This window comes from Paraburkholderia tuberum STM678, from assembly GCF_902833905.1.
In the GTDB taxonomy this organism is placed as follows: domain Bacteria; phylum Pseudomonadota; class Gammaproteobacteria; order Burkholderiales; family Burkholderiaceae; genus Paraburkholderia; species Paraburkholderia tuberum.
In genome coordinates this window covers 31,044-45,801 of sequence record NZ_CADFGP010000005.1, presented here as the reverse complement: position 1 = coordinate 45,801, position 14,758 = coordinate 31,044, and the positions used below count along the sequence as shown (strand labels likewise).

Genomic DNA, 14,758 nt, shown 5'->3' with positions numbered 1-14,758 from the left:
TGGCGGGCCAGTTTCCCTCAACGGAGTTAGCACATACGGGCGGCTGGGTTCTGGGCAACAAGATTGATGGCACCCAGGCCGAGTACGTGCGCATTGCGCACGCCGAGACGAGCCGATGCTGCTAAAGACGGTCCGAGCGGGCCGCATCGATCCCGCGCGGCCGATTACGCACCGCTTCAAGCTCGAAGACGTGGCCGGTGCCTACGATACCTTCAGCCGTGCCGCGGACACGCATGCGCTGAAAGTGATTAATGAAGTGTCCTGACCGGCGCGTTGCGCGGACGCATGCGCACCCGCGCCATTAACCCAGCCCCCTATCCATGACCGTAATGGATGATCCAAGGAGTAACACGATGAGCAACTTGACCCGTTTTGACCCGTTTGCAATCGAACCCATGTCGGATCTCTTTCAGGGCCTGTTCCGCCCACTGCGCGGTGGCGCGGGCGGGGAGGCGCCGCTTGCAGATATCAAGATCGATGTGACGGAGAGCGATACCCAGTACACCGTGAAAGCCGAACTGCCCGGCGTCGAGAAAGACGATATCGACGTGAAGATCGACAGCAATCTCGTATCGATCAGCGCCAAGGTCGAGCGTAAGCAGGAGCTGAAGGAGGGCGAACGCGTGGTTCGTCGCGAACGCTATTCGGGCGCCATCAGCCGTTCGTTCTCGCTGCAGAGCGAGATCGATGAAGCCACTGCAACGGCGCAGTACAAGGACGGCGTGCTGTCGCTGACGCTGCCCAAGAAAGCGGCCTCCGCGCGCAAACGCCTGCCGATCAACTGATTGGCGCGGCGCCGGGCGCACCGCTGTACGTCCCGGCGCAGCGGCAACCCTTGCATGCCAACAAGGAGCAGGCAATGAAGTCAGACATGGAATTACAGCAGCAGGTCGAAGAAGAGCTGGCTTGGGATCCGGCCGTCAGCGTCACGGACATCGGCGTCGAAGTATGCGACCGCGTCGTCACGCTGTCCGGCCACCCGGTCAGCTACGCGGAAAAAGTCGCGGCGGAAAAGGCGGCGCAACGTGTCGCGGGCGTGAAGGCCGTGGTCGTGGAAATGGATGTTCGCCTGCTGCATACGGATGTGCGCACCGACGAAGACATCGCCAAAGCCGTTCGCACGATCCTGCGCTGGACCGTCGGGCTGAGCGAAGAGTCGGTCAAGGTGCAGGTCGAAAAGGGCTGGGTGACACTAAGCGGCGAAGTCGACAATGCCTATCAGAGTCATGTCGCGACCCGCACCATTTCGCATATGCGTGGCGTGACGGGCGTATCGAACGTGATCCGTATTGTTAGCGACGCGGCCGCGCAGGATATCGGCGAGCAAATCAGCCAGGCCCTGCAGCGTCACACGAACCGTGAAGCGAAGCATATCGCGATCAAGGCACACGAAGGCACCGTGACGTTGACGGGCAAGCTCGATTCGGCGGCGGAGCGCTCGGCTGTGCGCGGGGCCGCGTGGTCGGCGCCGGGCGTGCATGCGGTCATCGACAATCTGACCGTGGGCTAGCTTGCGGCGTGGCGGCCGGCGCGCATTTGCGTGCGCCCGCGTCACTTCATCTGCGTGAAACATCAGGAGCGACTCATGACGCTTTCCGGAAAAGTTGGCGACGGCCATTGGTCGGTATCGGTCGTGACGCATCCGACGGCCGGCGGTTTCAACTGCTCGATACAGCTCAGTCACACGACACCGGAAGGCGTCTTCACCCACGAGTTCACGCACAGCAGCGTACTTCCGAGCGAACGCGAAGCCGTGCTCGCCGGGCTGCGCGAGGGGATGGTGTGGATGCAACTGAAGATGTCAAAGACGTTGTCGCTTCAGGCGGCAGACCAAGCTCAACTCAAACCACACTCAACGCAATAGTCAGGAGACTTGCCATGCGTGCTTTCGACATAATGACCCGTAACGTGGTATCCGTCAGGCCCGACATGACGGTGCGCGAAGTCGCGAGGATGTTCGTGGAAAAGAGAATCAGTGGCGCGCCGGTAGTCGATGCGGCCGACGCTATCGTCGGCATGATCAGCGAAGGCGATCTGCTTCGACGCGTCGAGCTCGACACCGATAAACCCGTGCGTTCGTCATGGCTCGACCTGTTCTCCGCGAGCGACGACGCTCGCAACTATGTGAAGTCGCATGGACTGAAAGTCGAAGACGTGATGTCGCGCGAGGTCGTCTCCGTGGACGAAGACACGCCGATCAGCGACGTCGCCACACTTCTCGAAACGCAGCATATCAAACGTGTGCCCGTGACCAGGGCCGGCAAGATGAGCGGCATTATCAGCCGAGCCAATCTGATTCAGGCATTGGCCAGTCTCCCGGAGGAGCCTGCGCGCGACGCCGGCGCCGACGTCACGGACCGGGAGATTCGTGCGATGTTGATGGGCGAGTTGGCCGGCCACAAGTGGGCATTCGCAGGACGCAACATCGTCGTGAGCGACGGCGTGATCCATCTCTGGGGCGTCTTCCACTCGGCGGAGTCCGTTCAGGCGGTTCGCGTGGCAGCCGAGAGCATCCCCGGCGTGAAGGGCGTCGACGACCATACGGAGCCGTATCCGGTCATGCCGGGTATTTGAACGGCCGGCCGTCGGCGAGAGAACTGCCGCGGCTCTGCCGGGCTGTCCGGATTGGTATAAAGTGAACCGGGCGCCGCCACTGGCGCGTTGGACCCATATTGCCGCCCCCGTTCCTCATCGGTCAGCCTCCAAAATGAAATACAGGGACTATTACGAGATCCTGGGTCTCGAACGCAGCGCTTCTCCGGAAGACGTCAAGCGTTCGTATCGTAAGCTCGCGCGCAAATATCATCCTGACGTCAGCAAGCATGACGATGCGGAAGACCGCTTCAAGGAGTTGGGCGAGGCCTACGAGGTGCTCAAGGACCCCGAGAAGCGCGCCGCCTACGATCGCATGGGCGACAAATGGCGCGACGGTCAGGATTTTCAGCCGCCGCCTAACTGGGACGAAGGCTTCGAATTCCGCGGCGCGGGCAGTCAGCCGGGTGCGCAGACCGACTTCCATGAATTTTTCGAGTCGATGTTCGGCGGCGCGCGCGGCGCGCATGCGCGTGCGGGGCCCAAGGCGTTCAACGTGCGAGGCGAAGATCATCACGCGAAAGTGCTGATCGATCTCGAAGACGCGTATCGCGGCGCGCAGCGTTCGATTTCGCTGCAAGTGCCGGTGATCGATGCGCAAGGCCATGTCGCACTGGAATCGCGCACGCTCGACATATCGATTCCGAAAGGGATACGCGCGGGCCAGCATCTTCGGCTCGGCGGCCAGGGCGGCGCGGGTGCCACGCCCGCGGACGCTGGCGACCTCTACCTGGAAATCGGGTTTCGCGAACATCCACGCTTTCGCGTCGACGGCCGCGACGTATCGCTCGAATTGCCGGTCGCGCCGTGGGAAGCCGCGCTGGGCGCGAAGATCGCGGTGCCGACGCCGGATGGTATGGTCGAGATGACAATACCGCCGGGTTCCGCTGGCGGCCGACGCCTGAGACTCAGAGGCAAGGGGATCCCCGCCAACCCGCCTGGCGATCTCTACGTGATACTGAACATCGTTCTGCCGCCGGCGGACAGCGAAACGGCGGAGGCCGCTTACGAATCGATGCAACGGGCCTTCAACTTCGATCCGCGCGCGCACTTTTATGGAGGATCATCGTGAAAGAGACCAGGACGACGACCTGCCTGCAAGGACAGGTTGTCGACGAGAGTGTCGAGTTTACGCTCGTCGAATTAAGTCGGGCGAGCGGGGCATCGGAAGAGGAATTGAGGCTTTGGGTCTCCGAAGGCGTGTTCGAACCCAAGGGGGATCAACCGCAGGAATGGCGTTTCAGTGGTGCGGCGTTTCGGCGCGTACGGACCGCACAGCGGCTCGCACGCGATCTTCAAATCAACCCTCCTGGCATCGCGCTCGCCCTCGATCTGCTCGACGAAATCGATGCGCTGCGCGCGCGTGTCAATCGTCTTCGTGCTGGTTAGACGCTGGTGCGCGATGTGTGCTGCCGCGTTGCGTCAGGCTACGCGCAGTGCGTCGTCTTTCGCCGGCCGCGCTGACGCGTCGGTGGGAGATAGCACCGGCAAAGAGGCCTGTACTGCCTCGGCAATGGCAAGCGAGAGTCTGTAGCGACAGAGGTCGCTGGGTCGGCCGGTAGGGTCGTAGGTGCTGTAGGCCAAACTGGATGTGCCATCGTCCGAGTAGTCGCCGGTGTCCGCTACGAGCAGGCTGATCAGAACTTTACCCGGTTTCGTGCCGTCGCCTGGCAAGCACAGTTGAATCCTTGCAAAGAGATCGGGACTGTCGCCAGATCGGTCCAGCACGTGTTCATATACGGGCAGCAAGGTGACGCCGTGGAGGGCGACGGTAAAGCCGGGCTTGTTGCCTGACGCCTCGTACACGATACCTTTGAGTGTGAAGCGGGGTTCATGGCAGGGCGCCTCCAGCGCAACCGACAATGCCCGCGCGGCGGCGTCAAGCGAGGCCGCACGGTCTAGCAGGTAGGCGACTTCGTCGGCATTGTGGGACATGGCGAACTCCATTTGAAATATGCGGACACCCTAACGAGCCGCCCGGACGATGTTGTCCAGGATCAGTATGGCCGCCAATCTGACGGGCATCACCACCAAGCTTAGTGACGTGTCCGCCGCCGCATTTGATGCAAATCAATCTGGCCGAAATGTTCGCTGCCCGTGTGCTGCGCTGGCTGGTCCATTACCGCTTCAGATTTATCGGCGCGGCTTGTAGACGAGCGACATGGCGGCAGAGCGTGCGATGTTGAATGCTCCCGTGGCTTCCCGATGTGAACCGCGTCGACGCTTTGTAGTGCGCGCTGGTCGTCCACGATGACACTCTCCGAGGATGCCAGCCGGATCGGGTCAGTCTGATCGGTGCGACGAAGGAAGTCAGTCGGAATTGAGACTATATTGAATGACAGATTTTCCTTGCACATCGCGCGGGTTGGGGTGGCGCACAGTCATGGGTGACCGGCCGGGGTTCCGGGTATTCCCTACAGGAGGCACGAGATGAGGCGCATCTATTTCCTGTTGCCCAACGTCGAGAGCGCAAAAGGGATCATCGACGAACTCCTTCTCAAGCGCGTCGAATGGCGGATATCCACGTGCTGGCCCGCCCCGATGTACCGCTCGAAGACTTGCCCGCAGCGACGCTTGCGCAGCGCAGCGGAGGTCGAGGACACGGATCCGACCATACCTGCGTTTCCTTAATTTCCGCAGACCCGATAGGGACGTAAAGAAGCCGATAGGCGTGCACAGGAGACCACAATGAGAGACGAATACGGGACGAAACGCCGACAGTTCGTTCATGCCTTGGCGGCAGGCGGCCTGATAGGCATGGGTGGCGGTTGGGTACGCCGCTCGTGGGCTGCCAATGCAGTGACGCTGCCGTTCGCGAACGGTCTGCGAGAGTTGACGAGTGGGTTTCCGCATAAGGGTGAGATGCTCCTCTTGCGAAGCCGCCCGCCTTTGCTCGAAACACCGTTTTCCGTATTCGACGCAGGCGTGTTCACCCCAAATGACCGGTTTTTCGTGCGTTGGCATCTGGCCGGCATTCCGACCCGGGTCGACGGCGGCGCCTTCCGACTGGTGGTGCGGGGACTGGTCGGCCGCGAACTTAGCCTGAGCGTCAGCGAAATCATGAATGGCTTTGCTCACGTCGAAGTGGCTGCCGTGAATCAGTGCGCAGGCAACTCTCGTGGTTTCTTCAAACCGCGTGTGGCCGGCGGAGAGTGGGGCAACGGCGCGATGGGCAACGCCGTGTGGACCGGCGTGCGGCTCAAGGATATTCTGGATCGGGCAGGGGTTAAGGCGGGCGCCGTTCAGGTTCGTTTCAATGGGCTCGACACAGGGGTGATCGCGGCCACGCCCGACTTCATCAAAACGCTCACTGTCGACCATGCCCGCGACGGCGAAGTGATCGTGGCGTTCGGGATGAACGGCCAGGCGTTGCCGTTTCTGAACGGGTTCCCGTTGCGGCTCGTGGTACCCGGTTGGTATTCGACATACTGGATGAAGATGCTGAACGACATCGAGGTCATCGACCGGCCGGACGAGAATTTCTGGATGGCCAAGGCGTACCAGATTCCTGACACACCTCACGCGAATGTCGAACCCGGACAGACTGGCGTCAAGACGGTGCCCATCAACCGGATGGTGCCAAGATCGTTCTTCACGAACCTCGGCGACGGTTCCGTGCTCCCCGTGATGCGGACGCAGACGGTCAGGGGAATCGCATTCGGTGGCGACGCGGGTGTGCAGCGGGTTATGTTTTCCTCCGACGGGGGCGGTTCATGGATGCCGGCGCGCCTTGAAAAAAGCTATGGAAAATACAGCTTCCGCCGCTGGGATGCGCAGTTCACACCCCATTACGCCGGCGAGTTTGTGTTGAAGGTGAAGGCGGTCAACGAGAACGGCGTTGAGCAGCCGGACACACCGAACTGGAACAGCGGCGGCTATATGCGCAATGTCGTCGAATCGGCAACTGTGGTCGTCGCGTGAGGAGGCGAACATGAAAGCGTCTGCTGCAGTGCTGCTGGTATGGGCGAGTTGTGTGAGCGCGTCTGCCATGGCTGGGCCGGACAAGCCTGGAGGCGCTGCCGTAATCCGGACCGTCGACGTCACGCTGCCCAATGGCAGCCTGACTTTCCCGCCCGGCGTTGGTTCGAACCTCGCGAACGCGCAATGCGTGATTTGCCATTCAGCCGGAATGGTCACCCGGCAACCGCCATTGTCGTTTCAGGAGTGGAAAGCGGAAGTGGCCAAGATGCGTGCGGTCTACGGTGCGCCGCTGGCTGTCGATGAGGTTGATCAGATCGCACGATATCTGACGGCGATTAACGGGAAGCCTTGAATCCTTGCATGTCGGATAAGCGGTAGTAAGAGTATTGATCACCACAACCCGCTGTCGGCATCGTGTCTGCCATCGCGGCCTTCCAAACTTTCCCCGGAGCAGCAAATGGCAAAGAAAGATCCATCAGGACAAACCAGCAGGTGAAGACCGGGTGGAAACACCAGTCCCGCTGCCGAAGATCCACGCGGTAGATGCTGAGACGTGCAACTGGAATATGGAATCGATAGGTCACGCTGGGTACGACGCCTACGTCCCGCGTGTTATCGAGAGGCGAGAAGAGAGTACTTTCTATCTGACGCCGCTGAGCACGACGAAAAGTTAGGCGATTCGATCGCGCGCCGTTGAGTACCGAGCACATTTCTGACCGAGTACCAGACTGTGCTTGTCGACGAAACGCTGAGTCAGGGCAACCGATGCCAGTCCGCTGCCGATCAGAACTGCGCCACGCGCGCTCGTATCGAGATGAACGAGAATGCTTTTGTAGCTCGTCGCCGGTGCTCCGTGGTTGAACATGGAGAGACGGGCGGCTGCCCGTGCTGAGATCGAGTCCAGGGGCCGCGTAAGCGCGGCTGATGACGCAGATCAAGCGCGCTAAACCCGCAGCGAGCCGCGCAACGCGCCGAAGTCGGTGCGTGGATGACGGTGGACAGGCGTTGGGTCCGGCACCGTGAAAGTCGGCTTGTCGCGCTGCGGATGCATGACATCCGCAAGGTGCAAAGGCAAGCCGTGACGCGCCGCGTCGTAGCGCCGTGCCGCTTCGTCGTAGCGCTCGCGCGCGAAGGCGATCCGGCCGGCCGACGAGGCGAGCCGCGACTGCAGCGCGTGAAACGGCGGGCTCGCGCTCAGACGGTGGACACCCTCGCAGGCGATCAGCAGTTGCGAAATCGCGTCGGTCAGATCGCGTTGCGCGACATCGAAGTGTTCAAAAGAAGCCGGCGAATCGAGCAGCGCGGGCGACGCCTGCAGATCCGCGACGGCCGCGCGTGACCTTGCCACTTTCGCGAGCACCGGCGCATCGGGCGGCAGATACCCGCGCGCGAGCGTGAGCGCCTGCGCTGTCAGGTCGAGGCGTGCGTCGTACAGGTCCAGCACGTCGGCGAACGCCGCGGCGAGTTCGTGATCGGCAGCCGGCGCCGGATCGGTCCCGCATCCGGACATGCAAAGCAGCGCAAACAGAATCGAAACGATCAGAGCCACTCTCATGTCGTCCTCGCTGCGGGGTGATCACGTGGCCGTGGCCGTGTGCATCGCCAGCGTAAGCGCGTCGCGCAGGTTCGGCTTGATCGTCGTCAATAAAGCGCGGTTCGGCATCGCGACGCGGGTCTCGGCGCGTGTCCCCGGCCGGTGTCGCTTGCGAGGTTTGATCAGGATCAGATTTCATCCGCGGCGTACCGCTATCGTGGGGATTCCAGAACCGATCGTGGAGTGCGCGACGCGGGCGCCGTGGGCGGACGCGACGCAAGCAGATTGGAGCCGCGATGAGCAGCAAACTCAGTGAGATCGAGAGCCGCATTGCCTCGGCGAGACAGCTCGACACGGTGATCGGCGCGATGCGCGGCATCGCCGCCGCGCGCGTCGGGGCGATGCTGGCGGCGAGCCGTCATGTGAAGGACCGGCTGCAGGAACTCACGCGCGACTACCGGATCGTCCGGCAGGACGAGATCACCGCCGAAATCGCCGAAATCGCCGAACTGGCCGCGACGGGCGCCTGCGTGCCGCCGGCTACGTCGGCACGGGGGCAGTCATGAAGCGCGCCGCGTGCTGGCTCTGTGTGTCGATGCTCGGTCCGGTGCTGATCGCCGGCTGCGCGAGCGCGGCGCGCGAAGCGGCCTTCCGTCGCGAGGAGGTCGCGCTGTTCGAGGCGCGCCAGCAGGCCGCCGTGCATTGCGAAGCCCAGGACGATTGCGAGGCGGCGTGGGCGCGCGCACGCGCGTTCGTCGCCACCCATTCGGCGAGCCGGATCGTTCGCGCTGACGACACACAGATCGAAACCGCGCGACCGCATTCGTTCGGCTTCGTGTATCTCGCGGCGCTGAAGGAGCACACCGACGAAGGTAACACGCAGATCCAGCTGAAAGCGATGTGCCGCGGTATGTACGACACCGACGGCAAAGCGAGCCTGCTGTATTCGACCTGCGCGGATGCGATCGTCGCGGTCGAAGGCGAGTTTCGCGCATGGATGCGCTCGGCGAGATGACGCAGGCCGCCGGTGCACGCGAGCATATCAGTCCGCGCCAAGGTGACGCTGTCGTCCGATCGTTCATCGAGGGTCAGCCGATTCCTACGATCGGTCTCCACGGACTACCCGCGTTTCCGCCGTCGCTGATTTAGATAACGCGGTCCGTTGCCAATAATAGATTCGAAGGCACGCCGCATTGCACGGCGTCAAGCTCGGCGAGACTGAGGAGTAGGCAATGAACGACACTGTCATTCCGTTGCGGGCACTGGTCGAGAAATGGCTTGCGCCAACCCGCGCGACACCCGCGCATGTCGTGCGCACCGGCCGCATGGCGATCACGCGGGCGCGTTATGTCCGGCTCGAAGGCGCGATTTCTTCAAGACGCCTGACGATCGTTTTTTTCCGGAACGGCACCGGTTCGTGGGATGTGTTCCCGCCCGATGAACAGGTACCTGCGATGAGCGCGCGGTTTTAAGCGCCGATAGGCATTCGGTGACGCGCGCGGACCAATGACCGCTTGCACCGCTCTTCATCGCGCTTGACTTAGGTCAATGACCACGTTTTGCGTCGTAACACTATAAGCCGGTGGTAACTGGCGCTGACCGCGGACGGCTCGCAGAGCGTCCGGACCATATACGAGAGGGGAGCGGAGGATGGGCATCGGCATGCAGATTGTCTATCTTGGCTTCCCAGGCGCGGCGCAGCTTGAAGCGGAGGCAGGTGCGCAACTGGTGCGTCTCGCGCGGTTCGAAGCGCTCTTGTCGAACTGCCATCTGGCGATCGAGGCATTACGCCCAGACCGCAGCAGCCTGCTTTACGACGTGCGACTCGATCTGATCACGCCCGCGCACGAATTCAAGCCGATCGCTCATTGCGCAGGCGACAACGCCGAGGCGGCGATTCGTGGCGCGTTCGATCTCGCTGAACAAGAACTCGAAACGATCGCAGCGCGAGCGCGCACGCACTGACCGACGGCGGCCCGACACACGCTGGCGCGCTTTAGCCTGCGTTGCAGCATGGTGCGGCTTCCCGTTCCATGCAAGCGCGAAATGCAGTTCCCCGCGCTCTGATCGATATTCGCTGCCGACCCGTCGATTGAATAATCCGGACGCCAATCATGAACACGACATTATAGTACTAATGTCGTGTTGATGATTGAATTGTGTAGTATATGGTGCGTTTTACGTTGTATTATCAACGCATCCATATTCCCCCAAAGCCGCTTCCACCATGACCCTCGAAGCCGACATCGAAGTCGCCCGTCAAAACGCGTCCGACACGCAGACGCTTTATCGCGAGGTCTGCGCGTTGCTGTTTTTCCGTTACGGCGAAACACCGACCGCGAACCGTCTGTACCAGCTGGTGCGCAAAGGCAGCATGAGCGCGCCGGCCAAAGCGTTGCGCGATTTCTGGACCGACGTGCGCGACAAGACGCGTGTGGACGTCGGCCGTCCGGACTTGCCGCCCGAGGTCGCAGCGGCTGCCGGCGAATTGGCGGCCCAGCTGTGGCGTCTGTCGAGCGACGCCGCGAACGCCGCGCTCGACGTGTTCAGGCAGGACGCGGACGCGCAAATCGCCGCCGCGCAAGAACAGGCCAAGCAACACGACAGGCAGCGTCAGGACGCCGTCGACAAGGCCGAACAGGCGGCCAACGATGTCGCGACCCTGCGCGCGCGGATTGCCGGACTCGACGCGCGCATCGTCGAGCTGCAGACGGCCAACGACATGCTGACGGCGCAACTGGCGACATCGAAGGAAGAAATCGCGGCAGGAGCCGCCGCGCTCGCCGATGCCCGCCGCGATTTCGCCGACGAACTCGCGAAGCTGCGCCGCTCGCACGAGCAGAACGAGCAGCGGCTCGCCGCGGCGGAAAAGCGCGCCTTGCTCGAAATCGACGGTGAACGAGCGGTGGCGCAACGTCTGCGCAAGGAGCTCCAGGCGAGTCACGAGCGGGCGGCGACGCTCGAAGCCGAATCGCGGGCCGAGCGCGACGCGATTCGGGACGAGTTGGCCGCATCAAAGGCAGAACTGGCTGCCTCCGCTGCGCGGCATGCCGCGACCCGCGGGCAGCTTGCGGAAAAGGATGCGTTGCTGGCTGAACGGGTGGCGGCGACCGACCTGTTGCGCGAGCGTATCGGCACGCTCTCGCGTCAGATCGAGACGGCGCGAACAGAAAAAACGTCCGCGCGCCCTGCCCGCCGCGCCCGCGAAACATCACCCGTGCAGGGCCGCGCGACGGTGGGCTTCTCGGGCGCACCGTTCGTCAAACGTTCGACCAACGCCAAACCACGCGAAGACTGAGGACTGCCGGCGCCCCGGCGGCATGTCACCACGCGAGTCGCGATAAGTGGTTACCTTGAATTCGACAAAACCGGTTATTCCACCAAGCCAGTCGACCCTCTAACCTGATCTCACGTCAAACCCACCGCAAGGATGGACCACATGAAGATCATGCACGTCGAGGCCAGCGCGAAACGCGAGCGATCCAATTCCCGCGCGCTCGCCCGCTATTTTCTCGAGCGTCTGCGCGAAGCACGCGTCGACTTCGACGTCGATTATCTGGACTTGACAGTCGACACGCCACCGCACGTCACCGAAGCGTTCGCGATCGCCACGTACACGCCCGCGCACGAGCGCACGGCGGCGATGCGGGCGACGCTGGCGTCATCGGATGCCCTGTGCGCGCGCCTTCTCGCCGCCGACGCGCTGGTGTTCGCCATGCCGATGTACAACTGGTCGATGCCGTCTGCGTTCAAGGCGTTCATCGATAGCATCACGCGGACCGGCGTGACCTATCTGCACGCGGAAGACGGCGGCATCGTCGGACAGCTCGGCCGGCACAAGGTGTTGTTCATCACGAGCCGCGGCGCGGATCTGCGCGCGGGCTCGCCGTACGAATCGATGGATGCGCTGACGCCGGCGCTGAAGGCGGCATTCGGTTTTCTTGGCGTCGCAGGGCCGACTTTCGTCGATGCGCAGCCGCTGCAGTTCGCCAGTCCCGAAGCGCGGGCCGCGGCGCTCGAACGTGCGCGTGGAGAATTGGCCACGGTTGCGGCGCGGTGGGCACAAGGCGCACGCGCGGCAAACCACGCAACCGAAGCGCTGTGTCAGGCTGACGCGGAGTGACGCCATGAACACGATCCGCACAGTTTTCACGTCGGCGTTGCTCGCCGGCGCCGCGCTCACGGGTACGTGGCAGTACGCCTATGCCGGCGCGACACCGGCGAGGCGAGCGCAGCCCCTCACGAAACCATCACCCCCGCCTTCGCCGTACCGATCGCGAACGTGCCGGGCAAGACGATGACCGCGCTCGTCGTCGACTACGCGCCGGGCGGCAACTCGGCGCCGCATCGGCATGGTCAGGCGTTCGTGGTGGGCTATGTGCTGGCGGGCGCGATCCGCAGCCGTATCGATAACGGCGCCGAGCCCGTCTACCATGCGGGCGAATCGTGGACAGAGAAGCCCGGCGCGCATCACACGGTCAGCGAGAACGCGAGCACGACCGAACCGGCAAAACTGCTCGCGATTTTCGTCGCGGATACGAACGACCCACACCTGGTGACGTTCGATAAAAAGTGATCGTCATGGGGCGGCGGCACCCGCCGCCCGCGCGCAACGCTGCGTCAGAACCGCGGATGACACTCGAAACTGACCGACGACCCGTGCTCGGTCATCGCGCTGACGCCGCTGACCGTCTCCGTCTTCACGCTGCTTTGCATACCGAGACGATCGCAGTAGTCGCGCGCCTCGTTCATCGCGAGTTCGTGCGCGCGCGCCCAGGCCATGCGTCCTCCGGTCGCGCTGGCGGCGACCGTGTAGCTGCCGGGCTTGCCGCTCGCGACCACATCCGTGCTCGACGCGCACCCGACGAGACTCGCGCACGCGAGCGCCACCGCCGCCACCGCCGCCACCCCGCGCATGCGCGTGGGCAGCGGCGCCCTCTTCCTTTGCGTGCTTTCCGCTCGTGCGACGGACGCGACTTCGCGTACCCGCACCGTTTTTCGCGCCTCAGCGAGCATGTCCGAACCCTGATTCGACATCGTGGATCACCTGCATTTTTAACTGATTAGTCAGGCAGCAATTATCCGGAATCGTTCGCCCAAGATCAGCCGATACAACCGAAAACACTGTTGCGCGAGTCCCAACAATGGACGCGAGCGCCACGCCGCGACGGCGTCGGCAATGAGCGGACCACATGGTTCACAAAAGACCTTCCGGAATCCCTTTTGAGCGTCTAGTCTGTAACGATGCCTGTTCGACGGACCGGCATTTCGAACCGCAGACGGACCCCACCACATAGCGGCATACACCGGTCGCCGAACCGGAGGAGACATATATGGATCTCGAGGCACGTACCCTTCAGCGCGTCACGGTTCGGCTCGTGCCGTTCCTGATCCTGTGCTATTTCATCGCCTATCTCGATCGCGTCAACGTCGGCTTCGCGGCCTTGCAGATGAACAAGGCGCTCGATCTGTCCGCGAGCGCGTTCGGCTTCGGCGCGGGCGTGTTCTTTATCGCGTACTTCTTTTTCGAAGTGCCGTCGAACCTGCTGCTCGAACGATTCGGCGCGCGCCGCTGGATCGCGCGGATCATGTTTACGTGGGGTATTCTCGCGGGCGCGATGGCGTTCATCCCGGACATCGCGCGCTTCACCGGGCTCTCGCCCGCGCACGTGTTTTTCGGCCTGCGCATTTTGCTTGGCGTCGCCGAGGCCGGCTTTTTCCCGGGCATCATTTTTCTGCTGACCTTGTGGTTTCCGGCCGCGTATCGCGGGCGCGTGGTCGGCTATTTCATGGCGGCGATTCCGCTGTCGACGGTGATCGGCGGACCGATCTCCGGCGCGCTGCTGTCGCTCGACGGCCACGGCGGACTCGGCGGCTGGCAGTGGCTGTATCTGATCGAGGCGGCGCCGGCGGTATTGCTGTCGGTCGCGGTGCTGTTGTATCTGACCGACAAGCCCGCCGACGCCATCTGGCTCAGCACCGAGGAGCGCGACTGGCTGATCGCGCGGCAGAAGCAGGAGCGCGAGCATCGCGAGGCGGTGCGCCACTTCAGCGTGAAGGAGGCGCTGATCAATCCGCGCGTGCTCGCCATCGCGCTGATCTATTTCGGGGCGAACGCGACCAACTACGGCCTGAGCTTCTTCCTGCCGCAGATCGTGAAGTCGTTCGGCCTCACTAATCTGCAGACGGGTTTCGTGACGTCGCTGCCGTACGTGGTCGGCCTCGTCAGCATGATTTTGTGGGGACGGCATTCGGATCGCCACCTCGAACGCCGCTGGCACGTCGCGATTGCGCTGTTCGTCGCGGCGGCCGGCATCGCGGCCGCGGCCGGCCTCGACGATCCGGTGCAGAAGATGATCGCGCTATCGATTGCCGGCTTCGGCATCTTCGGTTGCCTGCCGGTAATCTGGACCTTGCCGGCCGCGTTCCTGTCGGGCGCGGCGGCCGCGGGCGGCATCGCCGCGATCAACTCACTGGGCAATCTGGCGGGTTTCTTCGGGCCGTTCGCGATGGGCTGGATCAAGGACAGCACCGGCGGCTTCGGCGCCGGGCTGCTATGCCTGTCGGGCGCGGGACTCATCGGCATGGCGGCGGTGTTGCTGCTGCATCACGACACGTCGCTCGAGACGACGCATGGCAATCCGCATGCGCGATCGCCGGGTGAAGCGGGGGTCGCGAGGTCTTAGCGCTAGTCCCACGCGCCGTTCAATA

Annotated in this window: 17 protein-coding genes and 4 pseudogenes; 18 read left to right on the top strand and 3 right to left on the bottom strand. The window is 63.1% G+C overall.

Going from position 1 to position 14,758, the window contains the following annotated elements:
* Positions 1 to 112: 112 nt before the first annotated feature.
* The 7 genes and pseudogenes from HWY30_RS05395 to HWY30_RS05365 all read left to right on the top strand — a co-directional run.
* Positions 113 to 265, top strand: a pseudogene (locus tag HWY30_RS05395) (alcohol dehydrogenase); the annotation flags it as partial.
* A gap of 88 nt (positions 266 to 353) precedes the next feature.
* Positions 354 to 785: an Hsp20/alpha crystallin family protein gene (locus tag HWY30_RS05390; RefSeq protein WP_090804920.1), complete on the top strand. Its 432-nt coding sequence runs from the start codon at positions 354 to 356 to the stop codon at positions 783 to 785.
* A gap of 74 nt (positions 786 to 859) precedes the next feature.
* Positions 860 to 1,510 (top strand): BON domain-containing protein, encoded by a 651-nt coding sequence (locus HWY30_RS05385; RefSeq protein ID WP_090804918.1) that lies wholly within the window; start codon positions 860 to 862, stop codon positions 1,508 to 1,510.
* Between the two features lie 75 nt (positions 1,511 to 1,585).
* Positions 1,586 to 1,864 (top strand): UDP-glucose 4-epimerase, encoded by a 279-nt coding sequence (locus tag HWY30_RS05380; RefSeq protein WP_090804916.1) that lies wholly within the window; start codon positions 1,586 to 1,588, stop codon positions 1,862 to 1,864.
* 14 nt (positions 1,865 to 1,878) lie between these two features.
* Positions 1,879 to 2,574, top strand: a complete 696-nt coding sequence (locus HWY30_RS05375) for a CBS domain-containing protein (RefSeq protein ID WP_090804914.1) — start codon at positions 1,879 to 1,881, stop codon at positions 2,572 to 2,574.
* 133 nt (positions 2,575 to 2,707) lie between these two features.
* Positions 2,708 to 3,664, top strand: coding sequence for a DnaJ C-terminal domain-containing protein (locus tag HWY30_RS05370; RefSeq protein WP_090804912.1), 957 nt, complete (start codon positions 2,708 to 2,710; stop codon positions 3,662 to 3,664).
* Positions 3,661 to 3,981 carry a chaperone modulator CbpM gene (locus tag HWY30_RS05365; protein WP_090804910.1) on the top strand — a complete coding sequence of 107 codons (321 nt, stop codon included), beginning with the start codon at positions 3,661 to 3,663 and terminating at the stop codon, positions 3,979 to 3,981. The genes HWY30_RS05370 and HWY30_RS05365 overlap by 4 nt, the downstream gene beginning before the upstream one ends.
* Positions 3,982 to 4,014: 33 nt before the next feature.
* Here the strand turns inward: HWY30_RS05365 and HWY30_RS05360 are convergent, their stop codons facing one another.
* Positions 4,015 to 4,527, bottom strand: a complete 513-nt coding sequence (locus tag HWY30_RS05360) for a hypothetical protein (RefSeq protein WP_090805776.1) — start codon at positions 4,525 to 4,527, stop codon at positions 4,015 to 4,017.
* A gap of 495 nt (positions 4,528 to 5,022) precedes the next feature.
* Here HWY30_RS05360 and HWY30_RS41430 point away from each other — a divergent pair.
* From HWY30_RS41430 to HWY30_RS05345, 3 genes and pseudogenes are all read left to right on the top strand, one after another.
* Positions 5,023 to 5,180 (top strand): annotated as a pseudogene (locus HWY30_RS41430) (DUF1269 domain-containing protein); the annotation flags it as partial.
* 100 nt (positions 5,181 to 5,280) lie between these two features.
* Positions 5,281 to 6,513, top strand: a complete 1,233-nt coding sequence (locus HWY30_RS05350; RefSeq protein WP_090804908.1) for a molybdopterin-dependent oxidoreductase — start codon at positions 5,281 to 5,283, stop codon at positions 6,511 to 6,513.
* A 10-nt stretch (positions 6,514 to 6,523) separates the two neighbouring features.
* Positions 6,524 to 6,865, top strand: a complete 342-nt coding sequence (locus HWY30_RS05345) for a hypothetical protein (protein ID WP_090804906.1) — start codon at positions 6,524 to 6,526, stop codon at positions 6,863 to 6,865.
* Between the two features lie 591 nt (positions 6,866 to 7,456).
* Here HWY30_RS05345 and HWY30_RS05335 read toward each other — a convergent pair.
* Positions 7,457 to 8,068, bottom strand: coding sequence for a LemA family protein (locus HWY30_RS05335; protein WP_090804902.1), 612 nt, complete (start codon positions 8,066 to 8,068; stop codon positions 7,457 to 7,459).
* A 275-nt stretch (positions 8,069 to 8,343) separates the two neighbouring features.
* Here HWY30_RS05335 and HWY30_RS43300 point away from each other — a divergent pair.
* The 7 genes and pseudogenes from HWY30_RS43300 to HWY30_RS05300 all read left to right on the top strand — a co-directional run.
* Positions 8,344 to 8,439: pseudogene (locus HWY30_RS43300) on the top strand (F0F1 ATP synthase subunit gamma); the annotation flags it as partial.
* A 170-nt stretch (positions 8,440 to 8,609) separates the two neighbouring features.
* A complete protein-coding gene (locus HWY30_RS05325; protein WP_090804898.1) occupies positions 8,610 to 9,062 on the top strand; it encodes a hypothetical protein in 453 nt (150 codons plus the stop codon).
* A gap of 217 nt (positions 9,063 to 9,279) precedes the next feature.
* Complete coding sequence (locus tag HWY30_RS05320) at positions 9,280 to 9,519, top strand: hypothetical protein (protein WP_090804896.1); 240 nt, start codon at positions 9,280 to 9,282, stop codon at positions 9,517 to 9,519.
* Positions 9,520 to 9,697: 178 nt separating this feature from the next.
* Positions 9,698 to 10,012 carry a hypothetical protein gene (locus HWY30_RS05315; RefSeq protein WP_090804894.1) on the top strand — a complete coding sequence of 105 codons (315 nt, stop codon included), beginning with the start codon at positions 9,698 to 9,700 and terminating at the stop codon, positions 10,010 to 10,012.
* 262 nt (positions 10,013 to 10,274) lie between these two features.
* Complete coding sequence (locus tag HWY30_RS05310) at positions 10,275 to 11,345, top strand: DNA-binding protein (protein ID WP_090804892.1); 1,071 nt, start codon at positions 10,275 to 10,277, stop codon at positions 11,343 to 11,345.
* A 141-nt stretch (positions 11,346 to 11,486) separates the two neighbouring features.
* Complete coding sequence (locus HWY30_RS05305) at positions 11,487 to 12,170, top strand: FMN-dependent NADH-azoreductase (protein WP_090805775.1); 684 nt, start codon at positions 11,487 to 11,489, stop codon at positions 12,168 to 12,170.
* Positions 12,171 to 12,174: 4 nt separating this feature from the next.
* Positions 12,175 to 12,623: pseudogene (locus HWY30_RS05300) on the top strand (cupin domain-containing protein).
* A gap of 44 nt (positions 12,624 to 12,667) precedes the next feature.
* Here the strand turns inward: HWY30_RS05300 and HWY30_RS05295 are convergent.
* Positions 12,668 to 13,084: a hypothetical protein gene (locus HWY30_RS05295; RefSeq protein WP_090804890.1), complete on the bottom strand. Its 417-nt coding sequence runs from the start codon at positions 13,082 to 13,084 to the stop codon at positions 12,668 to 12,670.
* A 296-nt stretch (positions 13,085 to 13,380) separates the two neighbouring features.
* On the opposite strand from HWY30_RS05295, the gene HWY30_RS05290 reads away from it, so the two are divergent.
* Complete coding sequence (locus HWY30_RS05290) at positions 13,381 to 14,733, top strand: MFS transporter (protein ID WP_090804888.1); 1,353 nt, start codon at positions 13,381 to 13,383, stop codon at positions 14,731 to 14,733.
* The last annotated feature ends 25 nt before the right edge of the window (positions 14,734 to 14,758 follow it).

What these genes read in the sequence shown, in the direction of transcription:
- HWY30_RS05390 (WP_090804920.1), top strand. Translation starts at nt 354, where the DNA reads ATGAGCAACTTGACCCGTTTTGACCCGTTTGCAATCGAACCCATGTCG.
- HWY30_RS05385 (WP_090804918.1), top strand. Translation starts at nt 860, where the DNA reads ATGAAGTCAGACATGGAATTACAGCAGCAGGTCGAAGAAGAGCTGGCT.
- HWY30_RS05380 (WP_090804916.1), top strand. Translation starts at nt 1,586, where the DNA reads ATGACGCTTTCCGGAAAAGTTGGCGACGGCCATTGGTCGGTATCGGTC.
- HWY30_RS05375 (WP_090804914.1), top strand. Translation starts at nt 1,879, where the DNA reads ATGCGTGCTTTCGACATAATGACCCGTAACGTGGTATCCGTCAGGCCC.
- HWY30_RS05370 (WP_090804912.1), top strand. Translation starts at nt 2,708, where the DNA reads ATGAAATACAGGGACTATTACGAGATCCTGGGTCTCGAACGCAGCGCT.
- HWY30_RS05360 (WP_090805776.1), bottom strand. Translation starts at nt 4,527, where the DNA reads ATGTCCCACAATGCCGACGAAGTCGCCTACCTGCTAGACCGTGCGGCC.
- HWY30_RS05350 (WP_090804908.1), top strand. Translation starts at nt 5,281, where the DNA reads ATGAGAGACGAATACGGGACGAAACGCCGACAGTTCGTTCATGCCTTG.
- HWY30_RS05345 (WP_090804906.1), top strand. Translation starts at nt 6,524, where the DNA reads ATGAAAGCGTCTGCTGCAGTGCTGCTGGTATGGGCGAGTTGTGTGAGC.
- HWY30_RS05335 (WP_090804902.1), bottom strand. Translation starts at nt 8,068, where the DNA reads ATGAGAGTGGCTCTGATCGTTTCGATTCTGTTTGCGCTGCTTTGCATG.
- HWY30_RS05325 (WP_090804898.1), top strand. Translation starts at nt 8,610, where the DNA reads ATGAAGCGCGCCGCGTGCTGGCTCTGTGTGTCGATGCTCGGTCCGGTG.
- HWY30_RS05320 (WP_090804896.1), top strand. Translation starts at nt 9,280, where the DNA reads ATGAACGACACTGTCATTCCGTTGCGGGCACTGGTCGAGAAATGGCTT.
- HWY30_RS05315 (WP_090804894.1), top strand. Translation starts at nt 9,698, where the DNA reads ATGGGCATCGGCATGCAGATTGTCTATCTTGGCTTCCCAGGCGCGGCG.
- HWY30_RS05310 (WP_090804892.1), top strand. Translation starts at nt 10,275, where the DNA reads ATGACCCTCGAAGCCGACATCGAAGTCGCCCGTCAAAACGCGTCCGAC.
- HWY30_RS05305 (WP_090805775.1), top strand. Translation starts at nt 11,487, where the DNA reads ATGAAGATCATGCACGTCGAGGCCAGCGCGAAACGCGAGCGATCCAAT.
- HWY30_RS05295 (WP_090804890.1), bottom strand. Translation starts at nt 13,084, where the DNA reads ATGTCGAATCAGGGTTCGGACATGCTCGCTGAGGCGCGAAAAACGGTG.
- HWY30_RS05290 (WP_090804888.1), top strand. Translation starts at nt 13,381, where the DNA reads ATGGATCTCGAGGCACGTACCCTTCAGCGCGTCACGGTTCGGCTCGTG.